Here is a 20,264-nt window from a genome sequence, read left to right as displayed (position 1 = left end):
TACAGTCTTGTCATTCGTTATAGTCAGAATATGGGGCGAATGCCCTGATTTTAAGAGTGAAGGGAATGGAATGAACATGCAAGGACGAGTAAAATGGTTCAATGCAGAAAAGGGATTTGGGTTTATTGAGCGTGAAGATGGTGACGATGTGTTTGTTCATTTTTCTGCTATTCAACAAGATGGGTATAAGTCGTTAGAAGAAGGTCAACAAGTGGAGTTTGATATTGTTGATGGAGCACGTGGGCCACAAGCGGCTAATGTTGTGAAACTGTAAAATTAAGTTTTTGGAAAAGATAGAGCTGTATTTTTAGCAGCATTATATAGATGGCGAAAGCTCTTGCTCGTAACAAGGGCTTTTTTGTTTTAGAGGAGTTGTCAAAAAGTTGTTTCTTTTCTGTAACTAATTGTCCACAGTTACATTCGTTATTCACGATGTTAATAGGATAAAATAAAGATAGAAACGATGCATCTTTTCATTTCAACAAAAAACGATAAAAAAATCGCAATTCCACTAATTTTTCAAAAAAATTAGAAGGAGTTTTTAAGCCAATGTCGAAATTATAGTACATAGGCTTGAAAGGAGGAATTCATCTATGAAATTCAACATTCGTGGTGAAAATATTGAAGTAACTCCAGCATTAAAGGAATATGTAGAGAAAAAGCTAAGTAAATTAGAGCGTTATTTTGATACATTCCCAGAGATTAAGGTTAATTTAAAAGTATACTCTGACAAGCAACGTATCGAGGTAACAATTCCATTTACAGATTTATTACTTCGTGCAGAAGAAACAAATAGCGATATGTACGCTGCGATTGATTTAGTAGTTGATAAAATTGAGCGACAAATTCGTAAACATAAAACAAAGGTAAACCGTAAATTACGTGAGAAAGGTTCTATGAAAACTAACTTTATCCTTCCGGAAGCAGTAGCTGTTCTGGATGCGGTAGAAGAGGATGAATTAGAACTTGTACGTACAAAACGATTCGATTTAAAACCGATGGACGTTGAAGAAGCGATCTTGCAAATGGATATGCTAGGACATAGTTTCTTCGTCTTCACAAATGCTGATACAAATGAAACTAATGTTGTATATGGCCGTAAAGATGGGAAATATGGTTTAATCGAAACTAAATAATCATTCAAAAGCGCAGCCGAAATGGCTGCGCTTTTTTTATATGTTTTAGTGGTTGTATTGAGATTTTGAGTGTGATTATCTCTACAAGTATTTCCTTGCCATGAGCATACTAATTTTGTTTAATTTAACAAAATTTTATAATTGTAAATAAAATGTTAAGTCTTCTGAAATTAATTGATAGTGCATTTCGGTTTTTATATCCTAATATTGTATTATAAGGATTTATTTTATTCCTTCAGTGAAAAAATAAAATCAATATAATGCTACAAATTATCGGAGGTGTTTTTAGTGAGTATTAAGAAAAAAAGTCGTTTTATGTTTGGATCTGTTTTATCTTTAGGTATTTTAGCTAGTACTTTTGCTTTAACCGAACCGGCCAAGGCTGATACTAAGGCTAATACAAGGGATGATCATGTGGAATTTACCTTTAGACTTTGGAATGCATATGATTATACTAATGCACGTCCTAAAGAGAATGATACTTCTATGTATATGCGTGTGAAGAGCAGTGAGAAGGGCGGTGGTTCTTTCAACGTTTGGACAGAAGCGGATAAAAATAAAAATGCAGAAAATAGAAAATCGGTAAATGTTTCAGGTGATTCAGGTAAGCATGAAGGAGAAGTGCAACCAGGTAAAACATATCTTTTCAAAAATTATGCATATGAAAACTATGGGAAAAATGTTCCTGTTAGATTTGGTGGTTATTCTAGAGAAAATAATGCTTATCCTACTGCTTGGAGCCCTGATAGTGTAAGACCTAATGGACCTTACATCGAATATTGATTTAGAAATTATAAATTGAAATTATTTATTTTGTAGCGCTAGAAAAAGTCGTATAGTTTCTAATCTAGATTATACGACTTTTTCTGCTATTTAATTTTTAAAAATAGGAGGAGCTGTAATGAAACTTATTTCAAAATATATTTTAGTTTGTTTTTTTATATTGAGTATTAGTTTCTTAGTTTCTTGTCAAAAGAAAGTAGATGAACCTATTGTAAATATTGAAGATACTTTAACGGAAAAAGGAAATTTAAAAAGTATTCAGTTGCAAGAAATTAAGAAAAATACTATTTATGAACAAGTATTTTTCGGGAATGAAAATGGTAATGATTTCTTTCAAGGTCAAATAGATAGAAATGATATTGCAATAGAAGATAAGCTTTTAGATAAAAATTTAAAGTCAGGAGTTATACCAGAAAATTATTATGTTTTTTTAACGGGTGTTACGAATAAGAAAAAACCAACGTATCTTTTGGGACGGATTGAACAAATTGATGGAAAAGTAATTCAGTGGAAACAAGAAGTTAAGAGTGTACAAAGAAAAGATGCAAATGGTGTTTATCAGTATGATGTTTATCAGTATGAAGTTGAGTTTCCTAAATTTGAAGGAGAGAGAGCAAATGTTTCTTTTCGTTACATTTGGTTAAATAAAGAAAATAAATGTTATGGTGTTGCGGATCAATTATTCATATTAAAAAAGATTTAAATTTAATTAATGGTTTATGGAGGAGCTATAGATGAGTTACTTTTTAGGAAGGATTTTAAAAGGTAGGATGTTTTGGTTGTCTTTATTTATTATGTTAGTAATTGTCATTGCTCAATATATTGCTATGTGTGTAACAACTAAAGGATTTAACGATGATGGGATTATAAAGGTATCCCCATATTTGTCTAATATTTTACATTTTAATAGATTATCGTTTTATTGTGAGTTTTATCTACTTATATTTCCTATGCTTTCCGCGATGGCTGTAGCCGGAATTTACAGAACTGATAAAAATTATGGGTTTATTTATCCTGTTATTTCTAAAATGGGAACAGGTTATTATTTTAAGCTACTTTATTTTATTAATTTTATTGTATCTTTTTTTATTATAAGTTTCCCTTTACTATTTAATTTTTATTTATATGCAATGACTTATCCAACAGTTGCTCCGCATCCAATATTAAATTATATGGCTGCTACTGTTTCGCCAACAGCTCAATTTAATACGGTTTATTATGAGTACCCTACTTTATATTTTCTAATGTATGTATTTTTAAATGGTTTATACGGTGCGGTTTTTTCAAGTTTGGCTTTATCAATTTCGTTTTTTATAAAACGAGTTTATTTTATTTATTTAGTTCCATTTATTTTACATATTTTTTGGCTTGGTATTGGAAAAGGGATTCTCAATCCTAAGGATTATTTAATTAAAGATTTCGGCTTTTTTGAATTACAAATTTTTCTTAGTGTACTGTTATGTATTTGGTTTTGCTCTGTAGTTCTTTATTTACGGGGGAGTAGGAAGCATGTTCTTTTATAATGTAATGAAAGAAACTATAAGGATGAAATATGTTTGGTTAAGTATTCTCTTTTTACTTAATGTCAGTATCATTGGTTGTTTGTTCAATTATTTTGAACCTGGAATTGTAAAAGAGAAAATGAATGAATTGGAAACTTTGTATAAGGTTATGTCGTTTTATAATTTATCAACTATATTTATTCCTTTAACAATCGTTTTTTCTGTATATTCTATGTCGAATTTTTTTAGTATTTATGTTGTTTATAGAGTGAATAATGCATTGAAATTAGTTTCTATATATTATTTAAAATTATTAGTTTTCGTTTGTTTTTTTGCGGGGAGTATGATTTTACAGTTATTTTTGATGTCAAATATGATGGCTGTAAATAGTATTTCTGTGAATTATCCATTATTATTTTGCATTCAATTATTTGCGAATATTTTCATATGTATGATAAGTGCTTTGTTGCAATTATTTTTACCTAGTTTACTTGCAATAATATGTATGATCACTGCTGTTTTACTAGATAGATTTATATTACATGGATTTTTATTTACAAATGTTTTTTATATAAATGTGTTTGAAGATGCTACGGGTTTATTTATACGTTTATTTGGATGTTTTTCTATCTTTTTTATAAGTGTATGGATTTTATCTAAAAAAAGTTATATTTCTATGAATGATGAAACAGAGGTGATCTAGTTTACATTATGATTTTATATCATTTGTTAAAAAGAGATTTACATGTAAGGTTTAGAGATTCCATCAAGATAATGGCTTTTTTATTCTTAATTTACGCTATGATTGTATTTACTTTTTTATACAATCAGTCTCTTATTAATGGTAAAGAACCTGGATTAGTAGATGTTACCTTTTATCGATTTTTTCATGGAGTAGACTTTGTTGATTTATCTCACTTTTATAAGGAGGGGCGATTTTCTATCCCTTTTTATTGGATTTTTTTTCAAATCACTCCTTTGTTGCTTGTAGGGAATTTTGCTTTTTCAGATATTCAACAGAATGGTGTTTATTTATTTCCTCGTGTTAAAAAGAAGCATTTTCTTTGGTTAACGAAAATACTATCTTTGGTCTTTTATATAATTAGTATTTGGATTGTTATGTATTTTCTTTGGTTTACTGTTTACTATTTGCTTTCTTTTGGCGAGTATTCTTTTTTAAATTTATATAGTCAATTTTCTTATAAAATATTAGGTACTATGCTAATTCAAATAATCATAAGCTTTTTATTAGCTTTAATTTTTGAGTTTTTAACGTTTTATATACCAATAACTATTGTTTTTGTACTGATGTTGATGTACCTATTTATGTCTATTTTCTTTCATAATATTTATTTTTTAGGCTCTTTTGTTATGCCAAATCGCTGGTATTTTGTTGATCACAGTTCAATTCAATTGACTTTAGGTAATAATCAATCTATTCAATGTAATGATTTACTTTTAATAGGAGTAGTAATTGTTGTTGTAATGATTTTATTAGGTAGTTTTTGTTTTAAAAAACTAGATGTGATAGGTGAATAATTTATGGACAATTATATTAAATGTGAATGTATGATGAAAAAATTAAAAGGAAATATTGTGTTAGATAATATTAGTTTATCGATAAAAAAAGGCGAGTTTTTAGTTTTGAAGGGGCATAATGGCTCTGGTAAAACGATGATTTTACGAGCTATATCAGGGTTAATGCGTTTGAATTCTGGATTTGTTTATGTAGATAATAAAATGATTGGAAAACAAAAGCAATTTCCTGATTCTATGGGAATATTGATTGAATATCCAAGTTTTATTCCAGGGTATACTGGTTTTCAGAACTTGAAATTTTTAGCATCGATTAACAATAAAATTTCTGATGAGGAAATTTATAATATTATTCAAAGGGTTGGACTTGATAAAGCAGATAAGAGAAAGTATAAAAGATACTCTTTAGGTATGAAACAACGTTTAGGGATAGCGCAAGCTTTAATGGAACGACCAAAATTATTGTTATTAGACGAGCCAACTAATGCTTTAGATAATGATGGGATAAAAGATGTTTTAGATATTTTGGAAGTAGAAAAATCTAAGGGAACGACTATTATTGTAGCTAGTCATGATGTGCATGTTCTAGATAATGGAATAGTAGATCGTATTGTACATGTTAATAATGGAAAGTTGGTAGATTAATAGTGACAAGAAAACATGTCTTAATAATCATTGGATTGTGTGTGTTGCTATGTACATTTGCTAGTTTGTTTAGATTTAAAACATTAAATCAAAATAATGAATCTTATAAAGTGGTAAAAGATGAGTTTTTATCTAATAGAACTTTTGATGATGGACAAGGAGTGAAGTTTCATGCACTTGAGCCTCTTGATCCTACAAAAGTTTATGATCCTTATGAAGACCGTGAAGTAGTGACGTATGTGTTACCTTTAAATATTACAAATACAACAAATCGGGATATTAACTTATTTAGTAATAAGTCTATTTCTAATACAATGTTTTATTCTAAAATAGGGGAGTTTTATAATTTAGTTCCTTATTCAATGGAATTACCTGAAAAATATCAGTTTGATCCTGTAATACCTGCTGGTAAAACAGTACGAGGATATATAGGGACAAATTATTTTATAGGAGATGACCCTTATAAAAATTATAAAAACTTTTCAAATGAATCAACTAAGGTGAAATTCATTTCTTTTATGAAGGATAAGAAAGGGAAATATCATGAATTAGAAATACCAATAAATTAATAACATTTATTAGTAGTATTAATTTGAAGTGTAATTGTAAAAAAAGAAAAAGTTCTATATAAAATGTATTAAGTATAGTGTCTTTTTCTTCTTTATTGATATCTATATATATTAAGTTTATTTTTGAGCTGCTGTGGTTGAGTATATCTTGCAATATAATGATAGATATTGTTTATAGAAATCAAAAGCTGAAGGTTTTGCGCATTGTGTGAGTATCTATGGATGCTGCATCGGCAAAATCTTTGGCTTTTGTAATTGTCGATTTAAATCTTACTAATATGTTCATTCCAGCTACTCTCTTTAAAGGGAACGGGAAAGAATATTATTTAGAATTAATATGAAATTTGGAATATGAATTTGAAATAGAGAGGTAGGGAAAAGAATTATTAATTTGTTGAAACGAATAAAATAAAAACTTTTTCTGAATCTACGGCTCGACATTTGGACGATTGTTGTCATAGTTATAAGACAAGTGTTACAATTATCATTAGGTTTATACATTTTAGTTTTTTAATTAGGAGAAAAATTGGCATAACATAAATTTGATTTTTATAACGACTGATTGTAAAGAGAAAAAGAAAGCAATCGGAAGTTTTATTTTAATAAAAGAGGAGCGTATTTCCTATGATCGGTATTTTAAAAAAGGTATTTGATGTCAACCAACGCCAAATTAAACGTATGCAGAAGACAGTGGAGCAAATTGATGCATTAGAATCATCTATTAAGCCGCTAACTGATGAACAATTAAAAGGAAAGACGATTGAATTTAAAGAACGTCTAACAAAAGGTGAGACAGTAGATGATCTACTTCCTGAAGCTTTTGCGGTTGTTCGTGAAGCAGCGAATCGTGTTCTTGGAATGCGTCCATATGGCGTACAGCTAATGGGTGGTATCGCCTTACATGAAGGAAATATCTCTGAGATGAAAACAGGTGAAGGTAAAACGTTAACATCTACTTTACCTGTATATTTAAACGCATTAACAGGAAAAGGTGTTCACGTTGTTACAGTCAATGAATACTTAGCGCAACGTGATGCGAGCGAAATGGGACAACTTCATGAGTTCCTTGGCCTAACTGTAGGGATTAATTTAAATAGTATGTCACGTGAAGAGAAACAAGCTGCTTATGCTGCTGATATTACGTATAGCACAAATAACGAGCTTGGGTTCGATTACTTACGTGACAACATGGTGTTATATAGAGAGCAGTGCGTTCAGCGTCCACTTAATTTTGCTATCATCGATGAAGTCGATTCTATTTTAGTTGATGAAGCACGTACGCCGCTTATTATTTCGGGACAAGCTCAAAAATCAGCAGAGCTATACATGTTTGCAAATGCATTCGTTCGTACATTAGAAAATGAAAAAGAATATTCATTTGATGTGAAAACGAAAAATGTAATGTTAACAGAAGATGGTATTACGAAAGCTGAGAAAGCTTTCCATATCGATAACTTATTCGATTTAAAACATGTAGCACTTCTTCACCATATTAATCAGGCGCTTCGTGCACACGTTGTTATGCACCTTGATACAGATTATGTTGTACAAGAAGGCGAAATCGTAATCGTAGACCAATTCACTGGTCGTCTTATGAAAGGTCGTCGTTATAGCGAAGGTTTACATCAAGCTATTGAAGCAAAAGAAGGCGTAGAAATTCAAAATGAAAGTATGACGCTTGCAACAATTACGTTCCAAAACTACTTCCGTATGTACGAAAAATTATCTGGTATGACTGGTACAGCGAAAACGGAAGAAGAAGAATTCCGTAGTATTTACAATATGAATGTTATCGTAATTCCAACGAATAAAGATATTATTCGTGATGATCGTGCTGATTTAATCTTCAAATCAATGGAAGGTAAATTCAATGCAGTTGTTGAGGATATTGTAAATCGTCATAAGCAAGGGCAACCTATTCTTGTTGGTACAGTTGCAATTGAAACGTCAGAACTTATTTCAAAAATGTTAACACGTAAAGGTGTACGTCATAATATCTTAAATGCAAAAAACCATGCGCGTGAAGCAGATATCATTGCAGAAGCTGGTATGAAAGGCGCTGTAACAATTGCGACGAATATGGCTGGTCGTGGTACGGATATTAAGTTAGGCGAGGATATTAGAAACGTCGGTCTAGCAGTTATCGGTACAGAGCGTCACGAAAGCCGTCGTATTGATAATCAGTTACGTGGTCGTTCTGGTCGTCAAGGGGACCCTGGTGTAACACAGTTCTACTTATCAATGGAAGATGAACTAATGCGCCGCTTCGGTTCTGACAATATGAAAGCGATGATGGATCGTCTTGGTATGGATGATTCACAGCCAATCGAAAGTAAAATGGTTTCTCGTGCTGTAGAATCTGCACAAAAACGTGTGGAAGGAAATAACTATGATGCACGTAAGCAGCTATTGCAATACGACGATGTACTTCGTCAACAACGTGAAGTAATTTATAAACAGCGTCAAGAAGTAATGGATTCAGAGAACTTACGCAGTATTATTGAAGGTATGATGAAATCTACGATAGAACGTGCTGTTGCACTTCATACGCAAGAAGAAATCGAAGAAGATTGGAGCATTAAAGGTCTTGTCGATTACTTAAATACAAACCTTCTTGAAGAAGGAGATGTAAAAGAAGAAGAGTTACGTCGCCTTGCTCCAGAAGAAATGAGCGAATCAATTATCGCGAAATTATTAGAGCGTTATAACGAAAGAGAGAAGCTTCTACCTGAAGAGCAGACGCGTGAATTCGAAAAGGTTGTTGTATTCCGTGTTGTAGATACGAAATGGACAGATCATATCGATGCAATGGATCACCTTCGTGAAGGTATTCATTTACGTGCTTACGGACAAATCGATCCACTTCGTGAATACCAAATGGAAGGGTTCGCAATGTTCGAGTCGATGATCGCTTCTATTGAAGAGGAAATCTCTCGTTACATTATGAAAGCTGAAATTGAGCAAAACTTAGAGCGTCAAGAAGTTGTTCAAGGTGAAGCTGTTCATCCATCAAGCGATGGCGAAGACGCGAAGAAAAAACCGGTTGTAAAAGGTGACCAAATGGGACGCAACGATTTATGTAAATGTGGTAGTGGCAAGAAATATAAAAACTGTTGTGGCATTGGGCAGTAATAAGAAACTGTAGTTTTAGACTGCTTTGCAAATTTTTACATCAAAAATGTATAATGAAAAGGATTAAACTCTCTCCGTAATAAGCGGAGAGAGTTTCCCTTGTTTTCATATGAAAGTAACAGCAATTACATAGAGGTGAAGGAAATGGAATTAGTAGAAATTAGGCAAGAATTAGAAAAAATGGCTAAGAGATTAGCGGCTTTTAGGGGGTCTCTTTGACCTTCCTACTAAGGAAAAACAAATTGCAGAATTAGAAGAAACGATGATGGGCGCAGGATTTTGGGATGACCAACAAGGCGCACAAGCTGTAATTAATGAAGCGAATGCGCTGAAAGATATGGTTGGAAGGTTCCGTCAGTTAGATGAGACGTTCGAAAACTTAGAAATGACGCATGACTTACTTAAAGAAGAGTATGATGAAGATTTACATGAGGAACTAGAATCTGAAGTGAAAACTTTAATTCAAGAAATGAATGAGTACGAGCTGCAGTTACTATTAAGCGATCCTTATGATAAAAATAACGCTATTTTAGAATTACACCCAGGTGCAGGTGGAACAGAGTCACAAGACTGGGGTTCTATGTTATTACGTATGTACACGCGCTGGGCTGAAAAACGTAGGTTTAAAGTAGAAACGGTTGACTACTTACCGGGCGATGAAGCTGGTATTAAGAGTGTTACATTATTAATTAAAGGTCATAACGCTTACGGTTACTTGAAAGCGGAGAAAGGTGTACATCGTCTTGTACGTATTTCACCGTTCGATTCTTCAGGTCGTCGTCATACATCGTTCGTATCTTGTGAAGTTGTACCTGAATTCAATGATGAAGTTGAAATTGAAGTGCGTACAGAAGATTTGAAAATAGATACGTATCGTGCAAGTGGTGCAGGTGGACAGCACGTTAATACGACAGATTCAGCAGTTCGTATAACTCATCTACCGACAAACACGGTTGTAACATGTCAGTCAGAGCGTTCTCAAATTAAAAACCGTGAGCATGCGATGAAAATGCTAAAAGCGAAATTATATCAAAAGAAATTAGAAGAACAACAAGCACAATTAGATGAGATTCGCGGAGAGCAAAAAGAAATTGGATGGGGCAGCCAAATCCGTTCTTACGTATTCCACCCGTATTCTCTTGTGAAAGACCATCGTACAAATACAGAAGTTGGTAACGTACAAGCAGTTATGGATGGAGAAATTAATCCGTTTATTGATGCGTATTTACGTTCTCGTATTTAATAAGAGAAAAAGCCAACAGAATTGTTGGCACATGCTGAGGTCCAAGAGGATATAAAGAGGCTTATCTTATTTATATTGATGAAATAAAGAGGAAGAGAAGTTGGAAACGACAACTTCTCTTTTTGATGAGATTATATGTAGAATACAATGCCGTATATTGTTTTGTAAAAGGTAGAGAATAGTAAAACAAAGTGGTAATAGAGTAGGACTTTATATAGAATTTCTCAGTTTTGATTGGAGAAAAAGGCTCTTTATAGAACTTTCTAAGGTGTTCACAGAATTGAAACAATTTATGAAAGCTTATTTTATTAGGCTTCTCACTATATTTGTGAAAAATATGAAATACACCTTAGTTTTTCTATATAAAGATAATGCTTATAATGAATATTGAATGTGTTATGAAAACTATTGCCTAGTTATGAATGAAAAGAATATCAACAATGGGGAGCGATAGAAGTGAAAAAGAAATTGTTGGCTATTATGCTGGGGACGTCAGTCGTTTTTGCTTTAGGAGCATGTGGAAATAAAGAAGAGAGTAAACCATCAAAACAATCTGCAAGCACAGATAGCGCAGAGCAAATTTACCAAAAAAGTTGTATAGGTTGTCACGCTAAAGATTTATCAGGAGCAACTGGACCAGATTTACGAAAAGTAGGACAGAAATATGACGCAGCAGAGATTGAAAAGATTATTGAAAAAGGCCGCGGTTCAATGTCACCAGGAATTATTCAAGGTGAAGATGCGAAAAAAGTAGCTGAATGGTTAGCGGAGCATAAATAAGAAACGTAATTAATAAACGAGCTGATTGTATAACTTGACCGAAAAGTGCTTCGAGTTAAGTAATTACATGAGCTCGTTTACCTTTTATTAGGATGTAACATAACTGTAACAAAATTGTATCCGAATTGGAAACCGATTGATGTTACAATGGGGTTTGTAGAATTTTGATGAAATATATTACATAGAGTAGCATTGCTAATAAAAAGTATGTATGGAAGCTACCTTCAACAAGAATGGTCGAATGAAAATAAAGGTTTTTCTTTTATTTTCAAATGTACAGAAAAGTATTTCTAAAAAAATCATTAAGTATTGGGTGATAAATAATGATAAAAATGACGAATGTTTATAAGGAGTACCCAAATGGTATGAAAGCCATTGCTGGTCTCACAGTTAACATTAAACAAGGTGAATTCGTATACGTAGTTGGACCGAGTGGAGCCGGAAAATCTACATTTATTAAAATGATGTATCGTGAAGAGAAGCCATCTACAGGATCAATTAATGTAAATGGACTTGTAATTGAAACATTAGCAGAAAGAGATGTTCCATATTTCCGTCGTCAATTAGGCGTGATTTTCCAAGATTTTAAATTGCTACCTAAATTAACGGTATATGAGAATGTTGCGTTTGCTTTAGAAGTAATTGAAGAAGAGAAGGAAGCGATTCGTGAGCGCGTTACAGAAGTGTTAGGTCTTGTTGGTCTTGAAGAGCGTGCCGATGCACTTCCAAATGAGCTTTCGGGCGGAGAGCAACAACGTGTGGCGATTGCAAGAGCGATTGTAAATAAGCCAAAGGTTGTAATTGCCGATGAGCCAACTGGTAACTTAGATATTGAAACAGCTCTTGATATTATGAAGATTTTTAAACGTATTAATGAGCGTGGTACAACGATTGTTATGGCGACACATAACGCAGATATCGTAAATACAATTCGTCATCGTGTAATTGCAATTGAAGGCGGAAAAATTGTTCGAGACGAGATTGAGGGAGGATACGGATATGAAGGCTAAAACCCTTAGTCGACATTTGCGAGAAGGTGTGAAAAATCTATCCCGTAACGGATGGATGACATTTGCTTCTGTAAGTGCAGTAACAGTTACATTATTACTTGTAGGTGTCTTTTTGACAGCGATTATGAATATGAACCATTTTGCGACGAAAGTAGAGCAAGATGTAGAAATTCGTGTGCATGTTGATCCAGCAGCAAAAGAAGCTGATCAAAAGAAATTAGAAGAAGATATGAGTAAAATTGCGAAAGTAGATTCTATTAAATATTCTTCTAAAGAAGAAGAGTTGAAACGTTTAATTAAAAGCTTAGGCGATAGTGGAAAAACGTTCGAGTTATTTGAGCAAGATAACCCACTGAAAAACGTATTTGTTGTAAAGGCGAAAGAACCAACAGATACGGCAACAATTGCGAAAAAGATTGAGAAAATGCAGTTTGTAAGTAATGTTCAATACGGTAAAGGTCAAGTTGAAAAATTATTTGATACTGTAAAAACTGGTCGTAACATCGGGATTGCGTTAATTGCGGGTCTTCTATTCACAGCGATGTTCTTAATCTCTAACACAATTAAAATTACAATTTATGCTCGTAGTACTGAGATTGAAATTATGAAACTTGTTGGTGCAACAAACTGGTTTATTCGTTGGCCGTTCTTGTTAGAGGGATTATTCCTAGGAGTATTAGGATCAATTATTCCAATTGGCCTAATTTTAGTTATGTATAATTCGTTGCAAGGTGTGTTTAATGAAAAACTTGGCGGAACAATTTTCGAGCTTCTACCATACAACCCATTCGTATTCCAATTAGCTGGTTTATTAATGTTAATCGGTGCATTAATCGGTATGTGGGGAAGTGTAATGTCAATTCGTCGCTTCTTAAAAGTATAAAAAGTTGCAAACATAATTCGTACAAGCTTATCATATAGTAGAAATAGGTAAAGGCATCACACATCGTGTGATGCCTTTTGCTACACCACCTGTGTGTTCTGGAAAGGGGAATTCCGCATTGAAACGTAGAGTTGCAATTATTGGAATGGTTGTTGCATTTTTAATTGGTGCTGGCGGGATGTTTGGTGGTATGTACTGGTTTGGGATAAACCCAGCGTATGTAACGCAAACAGTATCGAATGGTAATGCTGGCACAGCGCAAGGGAATTTGGTAAAGATTAATGAGGCGTATGCACTAATTGATTCACGTTATGTGGAAGACGTGAAAGACGACAAATTAGTCGAAGGTGCGATACAGGGAATGTTGTCTACGCTGAAGGACCCTTATTCCACGTATATGGATAAAGAAACGGCAAAACAGTTTAGTCAGTCATTGGATCCTGAACTTGAAGGGATTGGAGCTGAAGTGAACAAGACGGACGGTAAGCTTATTATCGTATCGCCAATTAAAGGTTCACCAGCAGAAAAGATAGGAATTAAACCGAATGACCAAATTTTATCTGTAGATGGAAATAGTGTGAAAGATTTATCACGTGAAGAAGCAGTATTAAAAATTCGTGGTAAAAAAGGAACGACTGTTGCAATTGAAATTAAGCGCGCAGGAGTGGCTGATCCGATAGAATTTAAAATTAAGCGTGAAAAGATTCCGATTTTCACTGTATTTAGTTCCGTAAAGCAAGATAGCGGAAAAGATATCGGTTATATGCAAATTACTTCTTTCGCTGAAAATACTGCGAAAGAATTTAAGGATCAGTTAAAAGAGCTAGAGAAGAAAAACATAAAGGGCTTAGTTATTGACGTGCGTGGTAATCCTGGCGGTTATTTAAATAGTGTAGAAGATATACTAGGAGACATCATGACAGATAAAAAGCCAATGCTACAAGTAGAACAGCGAAATGGTGAGAAGAAGAAATTCTCTACGGAACTGAAAGAGAGAAAGTCATATCCAATTTCAGTATTAATTGATAACGGAAGTGCTTCTGCTTCAGAGATTTTAGCTGGTGCGCTAAAAGAAGGAGAAGGATACGATTTAATTGGTGAAAAAACGTTTGGTAAAGGTACTGTTCAACAGGCTGTTCCATTTAAAGATGGCAGCAACATTAAATTAACAATGTTTAAATGGTTAACACCAGATGGCAATTGGATTCATAAAAAAGGAATCGCGCCAACTGTAGAAGTGAAGCAACCAGATTATTATCATGCGACACCAATTCAAATTGAAAAGACACTTTCATACAATTCAAATGATGTACAAGTAAAACACGCGCAAGAAATGCTTAAGAGCTTAGGATATGTACCAGGACGTGAAGATGGATACTTTAGCAAAGAGACAGAATCAGCACTAAAAGCATTCCAAAATGCGAATGAGATGGAAGCAACAGGACAACTTGATAAAAAGACAGCTGAAGCGATTCAAACTAAAATCATTGAAAAAATCCGTTCTGGAGAAAATGATTTACAATTACAGACGGCATTGAAATTAATAGCGAAATAAGAAAGAATACAGGCACTTTGATGCCTGTATTTTTTTATGTGTTAAATATGATAAGATAAAAAGAAAGAATGATATAAATGGTGGTGAATGAATTCGTGGAGGCATGGCTTTTTGAAATACTACGAGCAGTTGGACGTTTTTTCTTACACCCTGCTGTCTATGTATTTTTAATTAGTAGTATCTTCGTTGGATACTTACGTATATTACGAGAACGAAAAGATTTTTCTTTTAAAGTATATGATATTTGGTTTGAACTACGAACAACTCTATTTGCAGGTATTGGGTACGGATTAATCGTATCTATTATTACGATTGGGCTTGGGCTTGTTGTTTCAAAAGCGAGTTTATGGGCAATTTTACTTTGGACGTTATTATTCGGATTAACTGCTATGTATCGATATTTATCTGTAGCTTATACTTTCGGAATCGCGATTGCACTCGTGTTGTTATCGTCTAAGATGCCAGTTTCCTTCTTACAGCTTGGAGAAGGTGAAGAGGGTACGATTGTATCCCTTGCTATTTTACTAGGCGTTATGCTCGTTGTAGAGGGTTTATTAATCTCTAAAAATGCAGTTCGTTATTCTACGCCGAAAATTAACAAAGGTAAGCGTGGGCTACGAATTGGACTACATGAATCCAATCGTTTATGGCTTGTACCAGTATTTATTCTTATACCAGGAGACGCGGTGACAGGATTTATTTCTTGGTGGCCTGTCGTTTCAATAGGTTCGACTACATACTCTTTATTCCTCGTTCCATTTTTAATTGGATTTATGAGAAAGGTTAGAAGTTATGAGCCGACGGAAGCTTTATTATTTACAGGAAGACGTGTCTATGGTTTAGCGGGGCTCGTACTCGTTTTAGGTATCGCAAGTTACTGGTGGCACGTATTCGCAATTATCGCGATGGGAGTCGCAATGCTTGGGCGCTTTACAATCTCGATGCAAGAGAAAATTGCAGACGAGAAAAGACCAGCATACTTTGCCGCACGTAATGATGGACTTGTTGTGTTAGATACAATTCCTAATACAATTGGGGCAGAGATGAATTTAAAGCCTGGAGAAGTTATTACGAAAGTAAATGGAATCATTCCAAGAAGTACCGAAGAGTTTTATGACGCGCTTCAAACGAAGACGACAGGAGCGTTTTGTAAATTAGAAGTAGTAGATACAAATGGTGAGCTTCGTCTTGCTCAAACGGCATTATACGCCGGGGGACATCATGAATTAGGTGTTGTATTTGTTCAGCAAGAGCACGAGTGGGATTCGGAAGCTATATAAAATAAAATGGAAACCTTCATCAAATATAGATGAAGGTTTTTTTAGTTTCATAGACGGATAACTTGAATAATTATTTGATAATGGTTATCATTTAGAGAGTCTTTTAATTTGGAAAAGGGAGGAAAGATATGCTACGTAAATTTTTTTCTTACTATAAACCGTACAAAGGTTTATTCGTACTCGATTTTTCCTGTGCAGTTATCGCAGGTTTACTCGAACTTGGTTTCCCGCTTATCGTAAATCAATTTATTGATAAGTTATTACCAGGACAAAACTGGACGCTTATTTTATGGGCTTGTTTCGGTTTGTTCGTAGTTTATGTGTTAAATGCAGGTTTGCAATATGTCGTTACATATTGGGGACATATGCTTGGGGTTAACATTGAAACAGATATGAGGCAGAAATTGTTTGATCACATTCAAAAGCTATCATTCAGATTTTTTGATAATAATAAAACAGGTCATTTAATTTCACGTCTTACAAACGATTTAATGGAAATTGGGGAAATTGCTCACCATGGACCAGAAGATTTATTCATTGCCATTATGACTTTAGTTGGAGCATTTTCATTTATGATGATGATTAACTGGAAGTTAGCACTTCTAACATTCTTCGTAATCCCGTTCTTATTATGGTTGGCACTTTACTTCAATAAAAAAATGACAGGTACGTTTAGACGTTTATTCTCAGACGTTGCTGATTTCAATGCATGTATCGAGAACAATGTAGGTGGTATCCGCGTTGTACAAGCATTCGGAAATGAAAAGTTTGAGAAAGAGCAATTTGCTGTAAATAATGCTCGTTTCCGTACAACAAAATTAATGGCGTATAAAATTATGGCGTTAAATTCATCGATTAGTTATATGCTGATGCGTCTTGTAACACTCTTTGTATTAATATGTGGTACATGGTTTGTTCTGCAAGGTGAATTAACGTACGGTGGATTTATTGGATTCGTTTTATTAACGAATATTTTCTTCCGCCCAATTGAAAAAATTAATGCGGTTATTGAAAGTTATCCGAAAGGAATCGCTGGTTTTAAAAGATATGTAGAACTTCTGGAAACAGAGCCGGATATTGTAGATTCTAAAGATGCAATAGAAGTTAAACATGTACACGGCGATATTCAATACAATAACATCACGTTCGGATATGAAAATAAAGAGCCGATTTTAAACGATATTAGTTTGAAAATACATGCAGGTGAAACAGTTGCTTTCGTTGGACCATCAGGGGCAGGGAAAACAACACTATGTAGTTTATTACCTCGTTTTTATGAACAATCATCTGGATCAATTCAAATTGATGGCATTGACACCAAAGAGATGACGTTATCGTCACTTCGTAAGCAAATCGGAATTGTACAGCAAGATGTTTTCTTATTCTCAGGAACAATTCGTGAAAATATCGCTTACGGAAACTTAAAAGCTTCAGAATCTGAAATTTGGCAGGCGGTAAAACGTGCTCAGCTAGAGGACTTAATTTACTCGCAACCAGACGGTTTAGATACAGTTATTGGTGAGCGTGGTGTGAAACTTTCAGGAGGACAAAAGCAGCGCTTAGCAATTGCCCGTATGTTCTTGAAGAACCCGCCAATTTTAATTTTAGATGAAGCAACTTCTGCGCTAGATACAGAGACAGAACTTGCTATCCAAAAATCACTTGCAGAACTATCTGTTGGCCGTACAACATTAGTTATCGCTCACAGGCTTGCAACTATTAAAAATGCAGATCGCATCGTCGTTGTAAATAAAGACGGTATTGCAGAACAAGGTTCACATGAGGAACTAATCAAACGAGGCGAGGGTTACAGCCGATTGTATGAGGCGCAGTTTAGTTCGTAAATATAATTTCTGCTGAATTAGTGCACCATAAGTAAGTGGAAATCTTATATGGGAGGCTATAAAGCATGATTGTAACAACAACTTCTACAATTCAAGGGAAAGAAATTATTGAGTATATCGATATCGTTAATGGCGAAGCAATCATGGGTGCGAATATCGTGCGTGACCTTTTCGCTTCTGTCCGTGACGTTGTCGGTGGTCGCGCAGGCGCCTACGAAAGTAAATTAAAAGAAGCGCGCGACATTGCAATGGAAGAGATGAAAACTCTCGCAAGACAAAAAAATGCGAACGCCATTGTTGGTATCGACGTGGACTACGAAGTAGTTCGCGAAGGAATGCTAATGGTTGCGGTAAGTGGGACTGCTGTCCGTATATAAAGTGAAACTTTAATCAGTGGGGGGTTCATCCCCCACTGATTATTAGTTGAACCAATCGGGCGTTTACGGGCAGTTGATCTCCCACCTAATTTCTTTGCTCAAGCCGAATTTTGAGGTGGGAGTCTTACTGCCCGTTAATGCGGGATAAAGTGAAAAGCCGTGCTGGTGCACGGCTTTTTGTTGTTATTGTGTCTAACATGATAGGTAGGGTGATATTCTATGTCGAAGCCTCGATATTTCTTGGGAAATGTGGAAGGTCCCGTCGATATATGGGGAAGACATTAGAGCGCTTCTTTACACTGCCGAATTCGAACTAATAATTTTTCGTATTCTTGTTCGAGAAATGTGATGTCATCATGCTGATTTGGGATAGAAATCCGGCTGATGATTTCTGTTAATTTTGTTTGTAATCGTAATAATTCTTGTTCAGTAACGTTTACAGAAGCTTGGGTGGTTCTTTTTGTGTATTGCTCGTAATTGCCGTGGAATATTCTTGGTTCGCTCTCATCTACTTGTAGAATATGGTTTGCAACAGAACGAATAAAGGCACGGTCATGGCTAATGAAAAGTATTGTACCAGGATACTCCTGTAACATGCTTTCTAATTCTTCTTGCGTTGCCAAGTCTAAATAGTTTGTCGGTTCGTCGAGCAGAAGCATATTATAGTTTCCTAAAAATACTTTTGCGAGTGCAACCTTCATGCGTTCCCCACCACTTAAGATGTGCACAGGTTTATGAACATCTTCACGGCGGAATAGGAGCCGTGCAAGTATTGTTCGAACGAACGATTCTGTATAGTTTGTTTCTTCTAGAACGTTTTCTAAAATTGTTTTATCTGTTTTTAAAATAGATAATGTTTGTTCAAAGTATCCAATTTTACAACTTTTCGAAAGCTGAATGCCACGCTCGTTCGCGAGAAGCATTTTGAACAAAGTTGTTTTTCCGCTTCCGTTTGCCCCTAAAATAGCAAGCTTTGCCCCAGGGACAATTGTTCCATTCATATTTTTAAATAATGTGCGATCCCCTATTTTCTTCGTTGTTTTATTAAACTGAACAACTGCTTTACTATGAATTGGTGTGTGGTATTGTACGTCAAACTGAGCTTGAGAAAAGTCCTTCGGTTTTTCTTTCTGTTCCAACTTTTCAAGGCGTGTTTCTAGTGCTTTCGCTACTTTGCTAACATTTTCTTGCCCATGAGCCCCGCTGCACTTATAAAGTTTAGATTCAGATGAACTGAACCGTGTTGGGATTTTTGTCATGCTAGAAGCACGTTGCTTTCTTTGTGAAATTGACTGTTCTAACCGATTTTTTTCTTGTATATATTGATCATATTCTGCCTGCTTTTGTATTCGCTCACGTTCTTTTTGCTTTCGATAGTTTGAATAATTACCTTTATATTCTTGAATAGTACCGTCTTCAACTTCGATGATTTTTGTACATATGGCATCTAAAAGATCACGATCATGCGATATTAAAACAAGTGCACCTTTATAAGATAAAAGTGCCTTTTCTAATTGCTCTGTACCGAACATATCTAAGTGACTTGTTGGCTCATCAGCAAATAGAATGCCTGCATTTTGTTCGAGGGCATGGGCGATCTTTAGGCGCATTCGTTCACCGCCGCTCATTGAATTTGCGACGTTTGAAATATTCCATTTGCCCTTAGCGAGGGAAGAAGCGGTTTCCGGTATCCCCTCGCTAAGCTGTGGAATGATGGCGATAGAACTATGATGAGTTACTGTGCCTTCGTCAGCTTCTATTTCTTTACTTAATATTTGTAATAACGTAGATTTTCCAGCTCCGTTGACTCCGACAATTCCTATACGATCGTTTGCTTGAATTTCTAGTGATGGTAACGTAAATATGGTGCGATCACCAAAGCTCTTTTCGATATTACGTGCGATTAAAATAGTCATAAAAAAACCTCCCTAGTTTCACTAGAGAGGATAAATGTCGCCCTTCAATGTAAAAATCGTACATAAATAAACG

At 34.6% G+C, this 20,264-nt stretch carries 20 protein-coding genes and 1 pseudogene; 19 read left to right on the top strand and 2 right to left on the bottom strand.

Annotated elements, in window-relative coordinates; translation table 11 throughout:
- The first annotated feature begins 76 nt into the window (after positions 1 to 76).
- The 9 genes from cspC (at position 77) to NSQ69_RS25605 (ending at position 6,171) form a co-directional block, all read left to right on the top strand.
- Positions 77 to 274, top strand: coding sequence for a cold shock protein CspC (gene cspC, locus NSQ69_RS25645; protein ID WP_001990088.1), 198 nt, complete (start codon positions 77 to 79; stop codon positions 272 to 274).
- Positions 275 to 593: 319 nt separating this feature from the next.
- On the top strand, positions 594 to 1,136 hold the full coding sequence (hpf, locus tag NSQ69_RS25640; protein WP_002089603.1) for a ribosome hibernation-promoting factor, HPF/YfiA family: 543 nt from the start codon (positions 594 to 596) through the stop codon (positions 1,134 to 1,136).
- 288 nt (positions 1,137 to 1,424) lie between these two features.
- Positions 1,425 to 1,919: a hypothetical protein gene (locus tag NSQ69_RS25635; RefSeq protein WP_340804363.1), complete on the top strand. Its 495-nt coding sequence runs from the start codon at positions 1,425 to 1,427 to the stop codon at positions 1,917 to 1,919.
- Between the two features lie 118 nt (positions 1,920 to 2,037).
- The gene (locus tag NSQ69_RS25630) at positions 2,038 to 2,622 is read left to right on the top strand and encodes a hypothetical protein (protein ID WP_002068272.1); all 585 of its coding nucleotides are present in this window, start codon (positions 2,038 to 2,040) and stop codon (positions 2,620 to 2,622) included.
- 31 nt (positions 2,623 to 2,653) lie between these two features.
- Positions 2,654 to 3,442 (top strand): hypothetical protein, encoded by a 789-nt coding sequence (locus NSQ69_RS25625; RefSeq protein ID WP_002129925.1) that lies wholly within the window; start codon positions 2,654 to 2,656, stop codon positions 3,440 to 3,442.
- A complete protein-coding gene (locus NSQ69_RS25620) occupies positions 3,429 to 4,124 on the top strand; it encodes a hypothetical protein (RefSeq protein WP_060749253.1) in 696 nt (231 codons plus the stop codon). Before NSQ69_RS25625 ends, NSQ69_RS25620 begins: the two co-directional genes overlap by 14 nt.
- Positions 4,125 to 4,195: 71 nt before the next feature.
- On the top strand, positions 4,196 to 4,960 hold the full coding sequence (locus NSQ69_RS25615; RefSeq protein ID WP_002129923.1) for a hypothetical protein: 765 nt from the start codon (positions 4,196 to 4,198) through the stop codon (positions 4,958 to 4,960).
- Between the two features lie 3 nt (positions 4,961 to 4,963).
- Positions 4,964 to 5,602, top strand: a complete 639-nt coding sequence (locus tag NSQ69_RS25610) for an ATP-binding cassette domain-containing protein (protein ID WP_341099797.1) — start codon at positions 4,964 to 4,966, stop codon at positions 5,600 to 5,602.
- A 41-nt stretch (positions 5,603 to 5,643) separates the two neighbouring features.
- Positions 5,644 to 6,171 (top strand): hypothetical protein, encoded by a 528-nt coding sequence (locus NSQ69_RS25605; RefSeq protein ID WP_033731110.1) that lies wholly within the window; start codon positions 5,644 to 5,646, stop codon positions 6,169 to 6,171.
- 55 nt (positions 6,172 to 6,226) lie between these two features.
- Here the strand turns inward: NSQ69_RS25605 and NSQ69_RS27810 are convergent.
- A pseudogene (locus NSQ69_RS27810) lies at positions 6,227 to 6,427 on the bottom strand (tyrosine-type recombinase/integrase); the annotation flags it as partial.
- Here NSQ69_RS27810 and NSQ69_RS25600 point away from each other — a divergent pair.
- From NSQ69_RS25600 to NSQ69_RS25555, 10 genes are all read left to right on the top strand, one after another.
- Entirely contained in the window at positions 6,390 to 6,512 is a 123-nt protein-coding gene (locus NSQ69_RS25600) for a hypothetical protein (RefSeq protein WP_341099796.1), read from the top strand. The pseudogene NSQ69_RS27810 and the gene NSQ69_RS25600 sit on opposite strands and share 38 nt — an antisense overlap.
- 283 nt (positions 6,513 to 6,795) lie before the next feature.
- The gene (secA, locus tag NSQ69_RS25595) at positions 6,796 to 9,303 is read left to right on the top strand and encodes a preprotein translocase subunit SecA (RefSeq protein ID WP_002129917.1); all 2,508 of its coding nucleotides are present in this window, start codon (positions 6,796 to 6,798) and stop codon (positions 9,301 to 9,303) included.
- 144 nt (positions 9,304 to 9,447) lie between these two features.
- A protein-coding gene (gene prfB / locus NSQ69_RS25590) for a peptide chain release factor 2 (RefSeq protein ID WP_100248371.1) occupies positions 9,448 to 10,546 on the top strand; the annotation gives its coding sequence in 2 pieces (ribosomal slippage) (positions 9,448 to 9,519 and positions 9,521 to 10,546; 1,098 coding nt in all).
- A gap of 456 nt (positions 10,547 to 11,002) precedes the next feature.
- Positions 11,003 to 11,326 carry a cytochrome c551 gene (cccB, locus tag NSQ69_RS25585; protein ID WP_002184667.1) on the top strand — a complete coding sequence of 108 codons (324 nt, stop codon included), beginning with the start codon at positions 11,003 to 11,005 and terminating at the stop codon, positions 11,324 to 11,326.
- A gap of 323 nt (positions 11,327 to 11,649) precedes the next feature.
- Positions 11,650 to 12,336: a cell division ATP-binding protein FtsE gene (gene ftsE / locus NSQ69_RS25580; protein ID WP_003192357.1), complete on the top strand. Its 687-nt coding sequence runs from the start codon at positions 11,650 to 11,652 to the stop codon at positions 12,334 to 12,336.
- Positions 12,326 to 13,219, top strand: a complete 894-nt coding sequence (gene ftsX / locus NSQ69_RS25575) for a permease-like cell division protein FtsX (protein ID WP_002089596.1) — start codon at positions 12,326 to 12,328, stop codon at positions 13,217 to 13,219. The genes ftsE and ftsX overlap by 11 nt, the downstream gene beginning before the upstream one ends.
- A gap of 118 nt (positions 13,220 to 13,337) precedes the next feature.
- Positions 13,338 to 14,774 (top strand): S41 family peptidase, encoded by a 1,437-nt coding sequence (locus NSQ69_RS25570; protein ID WP_012261984.1) that lies wholly within the window; start codon positions 13,338 to 13,340, stop codon positions 14,772 to 14,774.
- Positions 14,775 to 14,869: 95 nt separating this feature from the next.
- Entirely contained in the window at positions 14,870 to 16,054 is a 1,185-nt protein-coding gene (locus NSQ69_RS25565) for a PDZ domain-containing protein (RefSeq protein WP_016121049.1), read from the top strand.
- Positions 16,055 to 16,182: 128 nt separating this feature from the next.
- Positions 16,183 to 17,898, top strand: coding sequence for an ABC transporter ATP-binding protein (locus tag NSQ69_RS25560; protein WP_002034767.1), 1,716 nt, complete (start codon positions 16,183 to 16,185; stop codon positions 17,896 to 17,898).
- Positions 17,899 to 17,963: 65 nt separating this feature from the next.
- Positions 17,964 to 18,275: a heavy metal-binding domain-containing protein gene (locus tag NSQ69_RS25555; RefSeq protein WP_002068307.1), complete on the top strand. Its 312-nt coding sequence runs from the start codon at positions 17,964 to 17,966 to the stop codon at positions 18,273 to 18,275.
- A 281-nt stretch (positions 18,276 to 18,556) separates the two neighbouring features.
- On the opposite strand, the gene abc-f is transcribed toward NSQ69_RS25555, so the two are convergent.
- Complete coding sequence (abc-f, locus tag NSQ69_RS25550; RefSeq protein ID WP_341099795.1) at positions 18,557 to 20,191, bottom strand: ribosomal protection-like ABC-F family protein; 1,635 nt, start codon at positions 20,189 to 20,191, stop codon at positions 18,557 to 18,559.
- Positions 20,192 to 20,264 lie beyond the last annotated feature (73 nt).

Origin of the sequence: Bacillus sp. FSL R10-2201, from assembly GCF_038008665.1 — a bacterium.
Lineage (GTDB): Bacteria > Bacillota > Bacilli > Bacillales > Bacillaceae_G > Bacillus_A > Bacillus_A mycoides.
This window is presented reverse-complemented; position numbering and strand designations above follow the sequence as displayed.

Bases quoted from the DNA above. Each gene is read 5' to 3' on its own strand.
- cspC (WP_001990088.1), top strand. From the start codon at position 77: ATGCAAGGACGAGTAAAATGGTTCAATGCAGAAAAGGGATTTGGGTTT.
- hpf (WP_002089603.1), top strand. From the start codon at position 594: ATGAAATTCAACATTCGTGGTGAAAATATTGAAGTAACTCCAGCATTA.
- NSQ69_RS25630 (WP_002068272.1), top strand. From the start codon at position 2,038: ATGAAACTTATTTCAAAATATATTTTAGTTTGTTTTTTTATATTGAGT.
- NSQ69_RS25625 (WP_002129925.1), top strand. From the start codon at position 2,654: ATGAGTTACTTTTTAGGAAGGATTTTAAAAGGTAGGATGTTTTGGTTG.
- NSQ69_RS25620 (WP_060749253.1), top strand. From the start codon at position 3,429: ATGTTCTTTTATAATGTAATGAAAGAAACTATAAGGATGAAATATGTT.
- NSQ69_RS25615 (WP_002129923.1), top strand. From the start codon at position 4,196: ATGGCTTTTTTATTCTTAATTTACGCTATGATTGTATTTACTTTTTTA.
- NSQ69_RS25610 (WP_341099797.1), top strand. From the start codon at position 4,964: ATGGACAATTATATTAAATGTGAATGTATGATGAAAAAATTAAAAGGA.
- NSQ69_RS25600 (WP_341099796.1), top strand. From the start codon at position 6,390: ATGGATGCTGCATCGGCAAAATCTTTGGCTTTTGTAATTGTCGATTTA.
- secA (WP_002129917.1), top strand. From the start codon at position 6,796: ATGATCGGTATTTTAAAAAAGGTATTTGATGTCAACCAACGCCAAATT.
- ftsE (WP_003192357.1), top strand. From the start codon at position 11,650: ATGATAAAAATGACGAATGTTTATAAGGAGTACCCAAATGGTATGAAA.
- ftsX (WP_002089596.1), top strand. From the start codon at position 12,326: ATGAAGGCTAAAACCCTTAGTCGACATTTGCGAGAAGGTGTGAAAAAT.
- NSQ69_RS25560 (WP_002034767.1), top strand. From the start codon at position 16,183: ATGCTACGTAAATTTTTTTCTTACTATAAACCGTACAAAGGTTTATTC.
- NSQ69_RS25555 (WP_002068307.1), top strand. From the start codon at position 17,964: ATGATTGTAACAACAACTTCTACAATTCAAGGGAAAGAAATTATTGAG.
- abc-f (WP_341099795.1), bottom strand. From the start codon at position 20,191: ATGACTATTTTAATCGCACGTAATATCGAAAAGAGCTTTGGTGATCGC.